Here is a 13,760-nt window from a genome sequence, read left to right on the forward strand (position 1 = left end):
TGTCGAGTACTTCTAGCGGGTGAGAAAACATGCTATTGGTCCCATGAGAATTACTCAAACAAATTCTGATCATGGCCACTATTGACGATATAGATGTAATGGCGAGCCGGCTCGATCTGAACTTGCTGCGGGTTTTCATGGCCGTCATGCAGGAACGCAGCATCACCTTAGCCGGCTCGCGTCTGGGCCTGACGCAGTCGGCCACCAGCGCCGCACTCAACCGCCTGCGCCAACAGCTGAATGACCCGCTCTTCGTCCGGACCCGGCAAGGCATGGAACCGACGAGCCTGGCGACCGCCCTCGCCCAGCCCGTAGGCAACGCATTAGGACTCATCCGCAGCGCGCTGGAGGAGGCGCGCGATTTCGATGCAAGATCGGCAGAACGAGAATTTCGGCTGCTCATGACCGATGTCGGCGAGCTGATGTTCCTGCCCAAGCTCACCGCGTGGCTGCACGAACGGGCACCGGGCGTGCGATTGAGCTGCCGCCAGGCGCCGCGCGATCAATACGGAACTGAACTCGAGACTGGGCGCGCGGACCTGGCGCTGGGCATGCTGCCGCTGGGCGACCGCGATTTCGTGCAGCAAAGGCTAGAAGACGATGTTCTGGTGTGCCTGGCCTCCGTGCGCAACCCGGTCGTGCGCCAAGGACTCACCGTGGAAGGATTTCTATCCGCACCGCATGTGGTCGTCCGCGCGCCCGCGATGGGAGACCGGTTCATCGTCAAGGCGCTGGGTAAATTGGCCAGCCGGCGCCGGGTCGCAGCGGAAGTCCAGCACTATCTGTCGGTGCCCATGATCCTGCGCGACAGCCCGTTCCTTGCCGTGACATCCGCTTCGGTCGCCGCTGCGCTCGCAGCGCCCAACGAGCTCGCCGCCCTGCCGCTGCCTTTCAAGATTGCGCCGCTGACCATCCGGCAGTTCTGGCATAAGCGGTGGAACAACGATCCCGGCCACCGCTGGCTGAGGACCTGCATCGCATCGCTGTTCGGGAAAGGCGCGCGCGCATAGCCAACCACCCCAAGCCGCACCTTCCCGCCCATGACGTCGGCACGGACGACGGCGGCGCAGACCAAGACTCGCACTTGCCTGCCCCGCCGCAACCGCACTTCACCGCCTCACTCGATCCGCGCCTTCACCTGGCTTGCCACCTTCTGGCATGAGAAGCTGGACGCCTGGTTGGGATCGCCTACGCCGTCATAGACCGCCTCGAGCGGGTACGGGCATTGCGGCCGGGTCGACCCGTCTGACGGCCGCGTCCCCACGATCGCTTCCGGCGCCTTGCCTTCCTCCACCCAGGCCGAGAGCGCCGTCATCCAATCGATGGCGTTGTGTCCCTGTCCCCCACGGCAATGACCCAGCGCCGGGACCATGTAGAGTTTGTAGAACTCGTCGACTTTTTCCGCATTCCCGAACACGGCCTCGACGTTCTGCCGATATTGGAGCGTTCCGCGTGGGTTCACGCCAGGATCGCCCCAGCCGTGATACATGATTATTTTCTTGCCAGCGGCCGCGAATGCCCGCAGATCCGCGTCGGTAGCGTTGTACGTCTGCTTGGCCTTGTCCATCAGCAACGGGTCCTTCGACCAATCCAGATCGCGTAGATAGTCGAATTCGGGCCGATCAGGCTCGAAAAGCAGGTATTGGAAAGCGTCGGCCATGATGGTGTGCAGCTGGGGTACGCCTGCCCCGCTGGCGATGAACCACGTGCCCCAGCCGCCATCGGTAAACTCCGTTCCCGGAGGCAACGGCAGGACGTTCACGTCCGGACGGCCTGCGTACACCCCCTGGATCGCTGCCAGCTCGCCCGGGGTAAAGCACGCGTCGCCGTCGTCGCCATCGGCGCAGCGTGGCAAATGGCGCTCAGGATCGAAGGTGCACGCAAGAGGATTCCGGATGATGCCGTCTTCGAGGCCGTCGATGGCGTCGCATCCCTCGAAGTCCTCGCCATTGCCCTGGTAGACGATGTCGTTGAGCAGCTTGAGCTTGCCATAGGGCAGCTCCGAAGGGCCGGGTATGCCGCTCTTGTACAAATGCTGGAGAAGCGCGGGCGCGGACAGCTGCTGCCGCGTGTAGTCATAGACCGGCGCGCCGACCAGATAGCCGTCGAAATCGTCCGGATAGCGCTGCGCCTCCATCATGCCTTGCCGGCCGCCGGTGGAGCATCCGTTCCAGTAGGAATAGGCAATCTCGCGTCCATAATGTGCCGCGACGATTTCCTTCGACACCACTGCCGTCAAGTGAACGGCACGGTACCCGAAGTCGATTTCCATCTCATCGCCAAACTCCTGGTCGAATCCGAACCGGGCTCCCGACTGCGCCGGCATGCTCGCATCATGCCCCGTATCGGTGGACGCCGACGCATACCCGGCCTTCATGGCTGTTTCCATGTCGGCAAGGGAAATGCTCCCGGCCTTGCCGCCGTTGCCCACCATCTGGAATCTTCCGTTCCAATCGCGCGGCAGGTAGACGGCAAACTTGACGTTCCCTTTTATTGTTCCCCGAACGTCGCAGTAGGCCGGCTTGTCGCCCTGCGCGGGCACCTCCGTGGCCGAGGCGATCTCGACACGCTCGGTCTGTCCGGAAACAAAGCGTGCGGGCAGCTCAGCGCATGCGATGGACGCGGACGGTGAACTGCCCGGCCCATCGACGCTGCCGTCTCCGCATCCCGTGGTCGCAAGGGCACACACGATAGACGCCGCCAGTGTCGTCCTGCGCGGCAATGGAATCTTCTTCATGGGGTCTCCTCCAAGGCGTAAAGCCTTGGGCATTAAACCCCTGGCCTGCTCCAGATTTGTGATTCGGATTTGTGATTTGAGTTACCAACTGAACTGAACGACCGGCGGCCACCGCTTCAGCCTCAGGCCGCCAGGTGCCCCAACACCGCCGATCGCAGCACCGGTAGCTTGCCCGAGAAAAAATGGTCCGCATCCGGAATCACCACCACCGGCTGCCCTTGGGGCCGCGCCCAATCGAAAATGGCAGAAAGCGGCACGCGCTCATCCCGTTCGCCATGTACCACCAGCGCATCGGGAATCTGCATCGGCGGCTCGTAGGGCCCTCGCCCATGGATCTTTCCGTAAGGCATGCCCGCCAGGCACGTACGCCACGCCGGCTCGCCGCGATCGGCCAGCGTGCGCGCCGCCTTGGCAAGCACGAACGCACCGAAGGAAAACCCCACCAGGGCCAGGCGCTTGCCCGGATAAGCCGCGCGCAGCATCGCGCACAACGCGAGCATGTCGTCCGTTTCGCCACGCCCTTCGTCGTGTGCGCCCTCGCTATTGCCGACGCCGCGAAAATTGGGGCGTGCCGCGACCCAGCCCGCCTCGCGCAACGCCCGCGCCAAAAAGTGCGGGATCTTGTGTCGAGCGCTGCCGCCCAACAAGGGCTGCGGATGGGCTACGACGGCGATGCCCTCGGCCTCCCCGTCGGGAAGGTCGAATATGACTTCCATTTTTCCGGCGGGCCCCTCCAGGAGCCGGGCTCCGCTTTCGTGCAAATCAAGTGTGGTCATGATGGCCACAATCATAAGAGATAAGCGGCGCGGCACCCCGGCGCGGATCAAACGGTCCTAGCTGCCCTTGGGACCAGCCGGCTTTAGCCGGGATACTGCAGGCATTTCACCGCACCACCGCCATGACTCTCGCCGTCCTCGCCAGTTGCGCGCTCACCCCCCATGCTACGCCTGGGTATACGACGAAAGGCAGGGCTTGCTCATTTACAGAGCCCTGTCAACTTGTTAGCATTACCCGCCTGGATCCCCCCAGCAGCTTCGGCCGCTGGGCGCGGGAGCCGCAAGGCTCCCAGCATCCCTATCCCCCCTGCTGTTTCGACAGCAGGGTGCGAGGCCCCCGCATGGGGGCCTCTGCTTTTGCGGGGTGCCCATGACGGACGCAAGACTACGAACAAGCGTCTACGTCGATGCGTTCAACCTCTACTACGGCACGATGAAAGGCCGCGGCCCTGGCTACAAATGGTTGGACCTTGAACTTCTTTGCCGACGCTACCTTCCCCGCAACGACATCACCGCCATCAAGTATTTCACCGCCCTTGTATCGGCGCGTCCCAACGATCCTCAACAACCCGCTCGCCAGCAGGCTTACCTCCGAGCATTGGCAACGCTTCCAACCGTCCAGGTCACTTACGGGCATTATCTTTCGCACGCAGTCATGGCTCGCCTCGCCAATCCGCAGCGAGGCGCGAATCCCTGGGTAAGAGTCCTCAGAACTGAAGAGAAGGGCTCGGACGTCAACCTGGCGAGTCACCTGCTGCACGATGCCCATCTGGATCGGTATGACGTCGCCGTTGTCATCTCAAACGACTCCGACCTCGTTGAACCGATCAAGTTGGTGCGGGCAGAGCTGGGTAAGCGCGTTGGCATCCTGAATCCCCAGAAGTACCCAAGCGTTCACCTTCGTGATCATTGCGACTTTCTCAAGCAAATTCGTCCCGGCGTGGTGCAAGCAAGCCAGTTGCCGGAGATAGTCACTGACAACAATGGGGCGCACATCCAGAAGCCTGCTACCTGGTGACCAAGAGGCCAGGATGCCCCTGAACCCGACACACGACGACCGGCTTCGGCACGCACGCTGCAAGTTTTCATGGCGGCCTGTTCACGCCGGCGTGGGTTTCGCCATCAAGAGCCTGGCCGCATCGCGCCACGCCTGTCGCGATACCGCTAGTCCATCCTTCAGCGTCGCGTTCTTCGGTACGCCGAGGGTCAAATGATCCTAGTCGCCCCTTTGGCCATGCGGGGTTTGCAGGGATACTGCAGGCATTTCACCGCACCATCGCCATGACTCTCGCCGTCCTCGCCAGTTGCGCACTCACAGGCATCGACGCACCGCCGGTCCGCGTCGAGGTCCATCTCGCGCCCGGGCTGCCTTCGTTCACCATGGTCGGCCTGGCCGATACCGAAGTCCGGGAAAGCCGGGAACGCGTGCGGGCGGCGCTGCTTAGTTCGGGCTATGAGTTCCCGGCGGGCCGGGTCACGGTCAATCTCGCTCCCGCCGACCTGCCCAAGGAGTCTGGTCGTTTCGATCTGCCGATCGCAATAGGCGTGTTGCTCGCCTCCGGCCAGATCGCCATGCCGGCGCTGGCGCGCCGCAAGAGCGGCAACGGCATGCCACCGCTTGCGCGTTGGGTGCTGGCGGGCGAACTCTCGCTCAGCGGGGCCTTGGTTCCCGTCGCTGGGGCATTGGCCATCGCGTTGTCTGTATCGCGCCGCCAGCCGGGCGCCGAGCTCATGCTTCCCGCCGCAAGCGCGCGCCTGGCGGCACGCGTGCCCGGATTGAACATCTACGGCGCCGCCACGCTGCAAGATGTCGTCGCGCAACTGGAGGAAAAAGCCGACCTGAAAGTCGCCGCGACCCCGGATGACGCGCCCGTCCCGGCACCGCTCTGCTTGTCTGACGTGCGCGGGCAATACAGCGCCCGCCGGGCACTGGAAGTGGCTGCGGGGGGCGGACACAACTTGCTGATGCTGGGCCCGCCCGGCTCGGGCAAGAGCATGCTCGCCCAGCGCCTCCCTGGGCTGCTTCCGCCGCTGCGCGATGACGAAGCGCTCGAAGCCGCGGCCATCGCCAGCCTGAGGACGGGGCCGCCCCCGCCTTTCGGGCAGCGGCCTTTCCGCGCCCCGCATCACTCCATCTCGGCGCCCGCGCTGGTAGGCGGCGGAACGCGGCCGCGGCCGGGCGAAATCACGTTCGCGCACCTGGGCGTTCTTTTCCTGGACGAACTGCCCGAGTTCGGCCGACACGTGCTCGAGACCCTGCGCGAGCCCTTGGAAACCGGGCGGGTTTCCATCGCGCGCACGCTGCATCGCACCGACTACCCCGCCCGCTTCCAGCTGGTTGCCGCCATGAACCCGTGCCGCTGCGGATGGTACGGCAGCAACCTGCGCGCCTGCCGTTGCACGCCTGACCAGGTCGCCGCCTACCGCGCACGCCTCTCCGGCCCCTTGCTCGACCGCATCGACCTGCAAGTGGAAGTCCCCGCCCCCGCCGACGATTGGGCCGACCTGCCGCCGGGAGAACCATCCGAGGCCGTGCGGCGGCGCGTCCAAGCCGCGCTCGACATCCAGTACCGGCGCCAAGGCTGCACCAATGCCGCCCTGGCGCCGGGGCAGGTGGAAACGCATTGCCGTCCCGATCGAGCCGCAAGCACCTTATGGAAACAGGCGATGAAACAGTTCGCCTGGTCGGCACGCACGGCGCACCGCGTATTGAAGGTCGCGCGCACGCTGGCCGACCTCGCCGGCTCGACGGCGATCGAGAGCGCGCACATGGCCGAGGCAGTGCAATTCCGGCGCCCCTTGCAGGAGCTGCAAGGGTAAGTGGTGCCAGGCGGTCCGCTGCAAGTGCGCTCGCAAGGCCGCCACTGAGCCGGAACGGCAGGCGCTGCACCTAACGCAATCGCTCGGGATCCAGGTGCGCAGGCGCCTTCCGATGCACGAGCAGATTCAGGCCCCACATCAAGACGCCGAGCACGAGCAGCCAACCGGCCACTTCGTATTGAATAGTGTCGCGACCGGTGAAGGGCGTGACCATGAAGAGACATACCAAGGCGCCCAACGCGGCAACGGGGGCCGAGGTGCGGAAATGCGCATGCTCGACGCGGTCGCGCCGGAGCACCAGCACGGCCACGTTGACGAACGCGAACACCGCGAGCAATAACAGCGCGGTCGTGCCGCCCAGCGCGCGGATGGCCTCCGAGTCGCTGGCGGCGGTGACGAGCACGATCAAGCCGATCGCGAGCACCGTGGTGAAGACAATAGCAGACCACGGGGTTTGGGTGCGCTCGTGTACGTGCGAGAGAAAGCCCGGCAGCACGCCTTGGCGCGACATGCCATACAACAGGCGGCTGGCCATCATCATGTTGATCAGCGCCGAGTTCGCCACCGCAAACATGGAGATGATGGGCATGATGGTTTCGGTGGGTAATCCGGGGGCCGCCCGCTTGACGACGAGCACCAAGGGCGTAGAGCTCGAGGCCAGCTCGCCCACCGGAATCAGTGCGACCGCGCAGATGGAGACCAACACGTAGATGACGGCCGTGAACCCCAACCCGGTCAGCAGCACTTTGGGGAAGATGCGGTGGGGATCGTGGGTCTCCTCAGCCATGTTGACCGAATCCTCGAAGCCCACCATGGCGTAAAACGCCAGCGCTGTGGCAGAGGTGATGGCGAGAAACACGCTCTTGTCCTCGGGGGTTTCGAACGCCACGACGCGCGAGAAATCGGCACCACCCCGGCTCATGGCGTAGAAACCGAGCAGGATGACGAGCACGAGGCCGCCCAGCTCCACCAGGGTCAGCACGACGTTCGTCTTCACGCTCTCGGAGACGCCCCGCAGGTTGACCAGCATGACCAACAGCATGAAGCCGACGGCGCCCAGCGTGACCCAAAGCGGGTTAGCCTCGACGTGGAACGCCGCGAACAAATTGGCGGCAAAGGCTTGCGACGCAGTCGAGGCCGAGGTCAGGCCGGAGCACATGACCGTGAAGCACACGAGGAAGGTAAGAAAGTGCAGGCCGAATGCCTTGTGGACGTAGAGGGCCGCGCCGGCGGCACGCGGATACTTCGTCACGAGCTCAAGGTAGGAGAACGCCGTCAGCAGCGCGATGAAGAAGGCAGCCAAGAACGGTGCCCATGCGGCGCCGCCCACTTCTCCCGCAACCTGCCCGGTCAGCGCATAAACGCCCGTTCCGAGAATGTCCCCCACTATGAACAGCAACAGCAACTTCGGCCCCATCACCCGCTTCAGCGGGGTATCGCCCGAGTCTGGCCTGTCGGTCATCGCCGGCCTCTTCTTATCTATGCAGGTCCTTCGATTCTAGAGGGCGCCGCCGCCCGCGGCGCACCGGCGATGCAACCGAATGTCTCTTCCCCGCTCATTCTTGCGCGACGAATCCGACCTCTTTGATGATGCGCTGGTACTTCTCCCAGCCCGCCCGGACTTCCCTGGCAAACTCGTCGGGAGGCACGGAATCCGGCGGCGAACCCAGCTTCATCATGGCCTCCGAGACGTTCTGCGAGAACACGGCGTCCTTGACCAAGGCGTTAAGGCGCGCCACCTGTTCTTTCGCCATGCCCGCCGGACCGAGGAAGCCGCTCCAATCCTGGAACACCACGTCGGCGTACCCTGCCTCGGCCATGGTGGGCACATCCGACATGGCGGGCGAACGCTTGCTCCCCGTCGTGGCGAGCACACGCAGCTTGCCCTCTCCGCGTTGGGGCGCGGCCTCGGAAAGGGGGGCGACCACGGCGGCGATGTGTCCTCCCAGGCAATCGACGAGGGCCGGGGCGCCACCTTTGTAGCTGATCAGCCGCAGCGGGACCTGTGCCGACTTGGCGAACTGGGCACCGGCGAAATGTTGCGTGGACCCTGGCGGGGCGCCGAAGGTGCTTTGTTCGGGGTTGGCCCGGGCCCAAGCCACGTAATCCTGCAGGGTCTTGACGCTCTGCGGCACGGCCGGGCCGACCGCGAACGCCACCACGCCGCGATGAGTCAGGGCAATAGGCGTGAAATCCCGCAGCGTGTCGTAGGGCATGTTCTTGTACACGTGCGGATAGATGACCATCGGGAACGCGGGCGTGAACAGCACCGTGCTTCCGTCTGCGGGTCGCCCTTTCACGTATTCGGCGCCGATGCGGCCGCCGGCGCCCGGCTTGTTTTCGACGATCACGGTCTCGGCATAGGCGCCCCGCAGTTTCTCGGCAATCAGGCGCGCAATGACGTCCGTCCCGCCTCCTGCGGGGAATCCCACCACGACGCTCAGCTGCTTGACCGCGGGCGCGCCTTGCGCGGCGGCGAACCGTGAATGGAAAAGCGCCGGAAGCGCGGACGCTGCCGCGAGCGCTCCGATGAAGTCTCGACGAGTTGGCATGCGTATCTCCTCTTTGGTGTCATGGGGCCGATCTTTCTGTCAGCTCGATACTCGGTGCATCAATTCCTCGCCCGCCATGAAGCGCCTCGCGTTCTCGGCGAGCCCTTCGGCCATGCGCTCCAGGCCGCGCGGGCTACCAGCGCCCGCATAGTGGGGCGTCAACAGCAGGTTGGGCGCTTTCCATAGCGGATCGGAATCCGGGAGCGGCTCGGGGTCTGTCACGTCCAGCCCGGCGCCGCCGAGTTGTCCGGATGCCAGTGCGTCGCAGAGCGCAGCTTGGTCGATCACCCCGCCGCGCGCAATGTTGACCAGCAACGCCCCCCGCTTGCACTGCGCGAACTCCGCCCGCCCGAGCAAATGGCGCGTCTGGGGCGTGAGCGCAATGCTCGTGACGATGACGTCCGCCCGCGCCAACGCCTCATGCAGGCGCTCCATGGGCAATGCCTCGTGCACCCATTCATCGCGCTGCGCGGCGCGTGACACGGTAAGCACGTGCATGTCGAAAGCCCGCGCCCGGCGGGCAATCTGCCGACCGACGTAGCCGTAGCCGACGATGGCCAACGTGGCGCCTTCGAGCGACGATGCACTGCGCGCCATGCTGCGGTCCCACGTGCCGCGGGCCCGCGCCTCGACGGCATCGGGCAGGCGCCGGCACAAGGCGAGCATCAGGGCCAGGGCATGCTCGGCCACCGCCACGGCGTTGGCACCGGCTGCACACGTCACGGCAATGTGGCGCGGCAGGCCAGCCTGTTCCAGTTTTTCGCGGCCGGCCGTCAGGACGTGCATCCAGCGCACCTTGCTGGTTGGGGCCTCCAGGGCTTGCACCAGCTGCCGCGCCTGGTCGAGCGGGGGGTCGTATAGCGCCAGGGCATCGGCGCTCGGCAGGCGCGCCAGGACGTCATCGAGGCTTTCGACCGTCACCAACTCGAGTCCTTCGACCGCGCCCAGCCGTTCCAGGATTTGCGTGCGGCCGATCTTCGCATTGGCCCAGTAAAGAAGACGCATGAAAAACACTCCGTGATTGAATCAATTTGGGGCGGGAGGGTGCGCGCGCAGGGCTTCTTCGTCTATGTCCGATCCCCACCCGGGCCGGTCCGGAACGCATACGCATCCATCTTCGAGGCGCACTGGGTGGGTCAGGAACTCGCGGGTCCACGGCGCTTCGTCGTACCGCAGCTCCATGATGCGGACATTGGGCACCGCCGCGCACAAGTGCGCGCTCATCAAGGTGGCCAGCTCGCCTACGGGGTTGTGGGGCGCGATGTGGGTCTCGAATGCGTCCGCCAAGGCGGCGATGCGCACCGATTGCCAAACGCCATTCCAGATCGGGTCCACGATGGCCACGTCCACGGTCCGGCCGGCGATGAATGGGCGATACTCGGACAGCCCGTGCAAAGACTCGAGCGAGGCGATGGGCGTGCGGGCACTGTTACGGATGAGCGCCAAGGCCTCCGCGTCGCGCGTGTCGAGCTCGAGCCAGAACAAATTCAAGGGCTCGAGCCGGCGCGCGAGCCGGATGAACCCCTCCGTGCGCTGGCTGAAACCCACGTCGAGCATGAGACCAAAATCGCGCCCCACGCCTTCGCGGAACGCATGAAGTTGATCGACGATGGCCTCGATCTGCCCGTCGCTGATGGCTCGGTCCAAGAAGCCGGGCTGGATGCGAAAGCCGGCGTTCATCATCACGGGGCCACCCGGTTCGAAAAACACGGCATTGGTCTTCAGCGCCTTGAACCCGGCTGCGACCGCTTCGCGCCCGATCCGCGTGAAGTCCTGCAGCGAGCGCACCGGTTCGTAGCCGAGGCGCTCGTAGAACGCGGCATGGCGCACGCGAAAGCTGCCGCAGTGGGTCCAGTACGCAGGGACCTTGTCGCGGAACGGGCCGCCGAACAAGCGATAGACCGGAATGCCGAGCGATTTGGCATGGACATCCAGGCACGCATTCTCGATGGCGGCGATCGCCTGGTGCGACAACCCCCCAGGGGCGAGGCGCGTCGTGGCCAGCAACGATTCGCTGAGCATGCCGGTGGCGCGCGGGTCCATCCCCACTGCAATGCGCGCGAAGCCGTGGATCAGCGGCGTCAGCTCCGCGCCGGACAGGCCGTCATAGTATTCCGACCAGCCGACCAAGCCATCGTCTGTGGTCAACTTCAGGTAACTGCACACCCGATAGCCGCCATCGGCCTGGAAGGTGTCGATGCGCGCGATCTTCACTCCCTCTCCTTCGCCGTGCCCATGCCCGGCCTACCCATGGCCTTCAAGAGTTTTTGCAAGCCGCTGTAGAGCGCGGCCTTTTCCTGGGGCGTCAGCACCTCGAGCAACGCCATCTGTTTTTGCTGCGCCACGGGAAAAAGCCGCCGCGCAATGGTGCGCCCCGCGTCGGTGATCTCGACCACGAGGCGACGACCGTGTGTTTCATCATCCCGCATGGCTACCAGGCCGCGCCGCTCGAGCCCGCGCAGCACGCGCCCGGCCTGCGCCTTGTCTACGCCGGTAATGCGGCACAACGCGCTGAGCTGCATGGACGGGCTCTTCCACTGCGCCAGGCGCGCGATCAAGCGCCATTCGGTGGGCGTCAGCCCGTGCGCCTTGGCGTATACACGGGTGATGTCCTGCTGCGCCGCCGAGGCAACGCGCTGCAGCAGGGAGACGGGATAGTCGTCGAGGTCGAGCCGCGTGGCTGCGCCCGCCGTCAGCCATGGACACTCGGGCTGCGCCACGCGCCTTGCCGGATGAATCGATGTAGACATGTCCACATGTTCGGCGCGCAATGTAGACTAGTCAACAAATGGATCTGCGGATTTACCCTGGGTCGGCGCGCATGGTGCCCGGCGTAAGTCGCGCATTCCGCGCTATGCTATTCTTGCGAGCTTCGGGCTAACCCTTACCTCCTCTCGTACCCATGTCCGCACCCATCCGCGGGGGGTGAAGTCGCCATCCCTCTCAGACAGCCGACCGTGACGCTTCCCATTCTTCCCCCGGGTGCGCGAGGAGCGCGCCCATGAACGTCTTCCACATTTATTTCTCGCTCCTGAGCCTGCTCGCGCCGCTCATGGTGGTGATAGGCGTGGGCACGATCTGGGGCAAGCTCGGCCATCCTTTTCCCGCCCAGTTCGTGACGGTGCTGGCCACGACGGTCACGACCCCGGCACTGGTGTTCTACACCCTGGTCACGACCCAGCTGAGCGACGAGGTCATGGGCAAGGTGGCCATTGCCACGGTCCTGGCGCTGGGTCTCTGCATGGTGGCCTGTGCGATCGCGCTCAAGCTTTGCCGGCTGCCGGTGCGCAAGCTGCTCCAGACCACCTCGTTCCCGAACGCGGGCAATCTCGGGCTGCCCATCACGCACCTGGCATTCGGCGATGCGGGCCTGTCGACTTCCATCGCGTTCTTCGCCGTCGCATCCTTCATCCAGCACACCGTTGGCGTGCGCACGCTGCCGAGCGCGCCGGGCATACCTGCGCCGTGGAAAAGCCCCATCCTGGTGGCTTCCGTGCTCGCGGTCGCTTGTCGGCTGCTGGGATTCACGCCGCCTCAATGGATCATGGACTCGGCCCAGCTGTTGGGGAGCATGACCGTTCCCCTGATGCTGCTGGGATTGGGCCACGCGCTGGCGCTCATTCCCCCCGCCGGACTGTCGCTCGGCGGTATCATCAGCGTGATGCGGCTCACGTTCGGCCTGGGCACCGGGGCGCTCGGCGCCTGGCTGGCTGGATTGCCGGCGGACATGATCGGCAACATTGCGCTGCAAATGGGCATGCCCTGCGCCGTGGTCAGCTATATGTACGCGCGGCGCTACACCGACGTGGGCGATACCTCGGCCGGCGCGGTGCTCATCTCGACGCTGGTGTTCCTGGTGCTGGCGCCTTTTCTCATGTGGCTGCTGGGCGCGCCCGTGGCGCGCTAGCGCCACCGGGCTGCGTCTGCGCCTCGAGCCAAGCCAGCCAGCGCATGGCATGCTCGCGGCTCTCGCCGCACATCTCGGGCGCCGGCATGAGGGAGGCGCACACCGCCGGCCGCTCGGGCCGCCCGAATAGCCTGCAGCGATTCTCTTCGTCCAGCTGCGCGCATCGCACGCCGGCCGGCTTGCCTTCGGGCATGCCCGGTATGGGCGAGGTAATGGACGGCGCGGTGCAGCAGGCGCCGCACCCGGGACGGCATTCCATCTCCGGCTCCATCAATCGGCCCGTACCGACTGCACGAAGGTCTCGGCGGCTTCGCGCGGCAACTCATCCTCCCGGCCGAGCGCGACGACCTCGATGAGATGACTGCCCAAGACATAGACCCGCCCCAGCATCCACGATGGCATGTTGGCCGCAGTGCCGTGCACTTCCAATTCGACCGCCCGGAGGACCTTCCGGGTATCGGAAGGTGCCTGCTTGAGGCTGACCTCGCGCCGGTAGGTCAGCGTTCCGCGAAGGTTGGCGCGCAAGACGTCTTCGAACGCATCGGCAACCCTGGCCAGCTCGGCCGGGTCGTTCATGATGGAGTCGGGAAGGACGATGTAGCCGACGGCAAAGATCGAGGAGTCCACCGGCGCAATGTCGAAGGTGAGCGGCAAGGTGTGCCCGGCGATGTCGACCTCGCGCCGATCGGGCCGCGGCCGCGCAGGAAAAGTGACGCGTACCGCGCCCTCGGCCGTCGGCATCTCGCGCCAATCGAACTTGGGCGAGCATGCCGCGAGCGCGGCCAAGAGCAGGACGAAGAAGATGCGAAGCGGCATGGACATGGGGGTTCCATCGGCATGATGCGCCGCCAAACGCCGGCCAGGCGCGACAAAAGGGTACAAGCTGTTACACCAGACCAGTCGGCCGGGCGCGAGCGGCTGAGCGACAATCCGCCTTTGAACTCAACCCGACACGGACAGGATCTGGA

General features: G+C 65.3%; 13 protein-coding genes. 4 read left to right on the forward strand and 9 right to left on the reverse strand.

The window, feature by feature from the left end; all coding sequences use genetic code 11:
- The first annotated feature begins 71 nt into the window (after nt 1-71).
- Nucleotides 72-1,010 carry a LysR family transcriptional regulator gene (locus Q0319_RS03515; protein WP_299450940.1) on the forward strand — a complete coding sequence of 313 codons (939 nt, stop codon included), beginning with the start codon at nt 72-74 and terminating at the stop codon, nt 1,008-1,010.
- 107 nt (nt 1,011-1,117) lie between these two features.
- On the opposite strand, the gene Q0319_RS03520 is transcribed toward Q0319_RS03515, so the two are convergent.
- Together Q0319_RS03520 and Q0319_RS03525 are read right to left on the reverse strand one after the other, a co-directional pair.
- Nucleotides 1,118-2,737 carry a tannase/feruloyl esterase family alpha/beta hydrolase gene (locus Q0319_RS03520; RefSeq protein WP_299450942.1) on the reverse strand — a complete coding sequence of 540 codons (1,620 nt, stop codon included), beginning with the start codon at nt 2,735-2,737 and terminating at the stop codon, nt 1,118-1,120.
- Between the two features lie 122 nt (nt 2,738-2,859).
- Nucleotides 2,860-3,513 (reverse strand): alpha/beta fold hydrolase, encoded by a 654-nt coding sequence (locus tag Q0319_RS03525; protein ID WP_296463182.1) that lies wholly within the window; start codon nt 3,511-3,513, stop codon nt 2,860-2,862.
- Between the two features lie 370 nt (nt 3,514-3,883).
- Here Q0319_RS03525 and Q0319_RS03530 point away from each other — a divergent pair, with 370 nt between their 5' ends.
- On the forward strand, nt 3,884-4,531 hold the full coding sequence (locus Q0319_RS03530) for an NYN domain-containing protein (RefSeq protein WP_299450945.1): 648 nt from the start codon (nt 3,884-3,886) through the stop codon (nt 4,529-4,531).
- 263 nt (nt 4,532-4,794) lie between these two features.
- Nucleotides 4,795-6,333 (forward strand): YifB family Mg chelatase-like AAA ATPase, encoded by a 1,539-nt coding sequence (locus tag Q0319_RS03535; protein ID WP_296463187.1) that lies wholly within the window; start codon nt 4,795-4,797, stop codon nt 6,331-6,333.
- Between the two features lie 70 nt (nt 6,334-6,403).
- Here Q0319_RS03535 and Q0319_RS03540 read toward each other — a convergent pair whose 3' ends face one another.
- From Q0319_RS03540 to Q0319_RS03560, 5 genes are all read right to left on the reverse strand, one after another.
- On the reverse strand, nt 6,404-7,795 hold the full coding sequence (locus Q0319_RS03540; RefSeq protein ID WP_299450948.1) for an APC family permease: 1,392 nt from the start codon (nt 7,793-7,795) through the stop codon (nt 6,404-6,406).
- Nucleotides 7,796-7,889: 94 nt separating this feature from the next.
- The gene (locus Q0319_RS03545; protein ID WP_299450951.1) at nt 7,890-8,885 is read right to left on the reverse strand and encodes a tripartite tricarboxylate transporter substrate-binding protein; all 996 of its coding nucleotides are present in this window, start codon (nt 8,883-8,885) and stop codon (nt 7,890-7,892) included.
- Between the two features lie 39 nt (nt 8,886-8,924).
- A complete protein-coding gene (locus Q0319_RS03550; RefSeq protein ID WP_299450954.1) occupies nt 8,925-9,890 on the reverse strand; it encodes a D-2-hydroxyacid dehydrogenase in 966 nt (321 codons plus the stop codon).
- 21 nt (nt 9,891-9,911) lie between these two features.
- Nucleotides 9,912-11,099: a mandelate racemase/muconate lactonizing enzyme family protein gene (locus Q0319_RS03555; protein ID WP_299450957.1), complete on the reverse strand. Its 1,188-nt coding sequence runs from the start codon at nt 11,097-11,099 to the stop codon at nt 9,912-9,914.
- Complete coding sequence (locus tag Q0319_RS03560) at nt 11,096-11,635, reverse strand: MarR family winged helix-turn-helix transcriptional regulator (protein ID WP_296468606.1); 540 nt, start codon at nt 11,633-11,635, stop codon at nt 11,096-11,098. Before Q0319_RS03560 ends, Q0319_RS03555 begins: the two co-directional genes overlap by 4 nt.
- Nucleotides 11,636-11,886: 251 nt before the next feature.
- On the opposite strand from Q0319_RS03560, the gene Q0319_RS03565 reads away from it, so the two are divergent.
- Complete coding sequence (locus Q0319_RS03565) at nt 11,887-12,792, forward strand: AEC family transporter (protein ID WP_296468604.1); 906 nt, start codon at nt 11,887-11,889, stop codon at nt 12,790-12,792.
- Here Q0319_RS03565 and Q0319_RS03570 read toward each other — a convergent pair.
- Complete coding sequence (locus Q0319_RS03570) at nt 12,758-13,051, reverse strand: YkgJ family cysteine cluster protein (protein ID WP_296468602.1); 294 nt, start codon at nt 13,049-13,051, stop codon at nt 12,758-12,760. The genes Q0319_RS03565 and Q0319_RS03570 overlap by 35 nt on opposite strands.
- An 11-nt stretch (nt 13,052-13,062) precedes the next feature.
- Nucleotides 13,063-13,614: a hypothetical protein gene (locus Q0319_RS03575; protein ID WP_299450962.1), complete on the reverse strand. Its 552-nt coding sequence runs from the start codon at nt 13,612-13,614 to the stop codon at nt 13,063-13,065.
- Nucleotides 13,615-13,760 lie beyond the last annotated feature (146 nt).

The organism is uncultured Pigmentiphaga sp. (assembly GCF_937950555.1).
Lineage (GTDB): Bacteria > Pseudomonadota > Gammaproteobacteria > Burkholderiales > Burkholderiaceae_B > Pigmentiphaga.

Coding starts and splice junctions, on each gene's coding strand:
- Q0319_RS03535 (WP_296463187.1), top strand. CDS start 4,795: ATGACTCTCGCCGTCCTCGCCAGTTGCGCACTCACAGGCATCGACGCA.
- Q0319_RS03570 (WP_296468602.1), bottom strand. CDS start 13,051: ATGGAATGCCGTCCCGGGTGCGGCGCCTGCTGCACCGCGCCGTCCATT.
- Q0319_RS03565 (WP_296468604.1), top strand. CDS start 11,887: ATGAACGTCTTCCACATTTATTTCTCGCTCCTGAGCCTGCTCGCGCCG.
- Q0319_RS03545 (WP_299450951.1), bottom strand. CDS start 8,885: ATGCCAACTCGTCGAGACTTCATCGGAGCGCTCGCGGCAGCGTCCGCG.
- Q0319_RS03550 (WP_299450954.1), bottom strand. CDS start 9,890: ATGCGTCTTCTTTACTGGGCCAATGCGAAGATCGGCCGCACGCAAATC.
- Q0319_RS03520 (WP_299450942.1), bottom strand. CDS start 2,737: ATGAAGAAGATTCCATTGCCGCGCAGGACGACACTGGCGGCGTCTATC.
- Q0319_RS03530 (WP_299450945.1), top strand. CDS start 3,884: ATGACGGACGCAAGACTACGAACAAGCGTCTACGTCGATGCGTTCAAC.
- Q0319_RS03575 (WP_299450962.1), bottom strand. CDS start 13,614: ATGTCCATGCCGCTTCGCATCTTCTTCGTCCTGCTCTTGGCCGCGCTC.
- Q0319_RS03515 (WP_299450940.1), top strand. CDS start 72: ATGGCCACTATTGACGATATAGATGTAATGGCGAGCCGGCTCGATCTG.
- Q0319_RS03540 (WP_299450948.1), bottom strand. CDS start 7,795: ATGACCGACAGGCCAGACTCGGGCGATACCCCGCTGAAGCGGGTGATG.
- Q0319_RS03560 (WP_296468606.1), bottom strand. CDS start 11,635: ATGTCTACATCGATTCATCCGGCAAGGCGCGTGGCGCAGCCCGAGTGT.
- Q0319_RS03525 (WP_296463182.1), bottom strand. CDS start 3,513: ATGACCACACTTGATTTGCACGAAAGCGGAGCCCGGCTCCTGGAGGGG.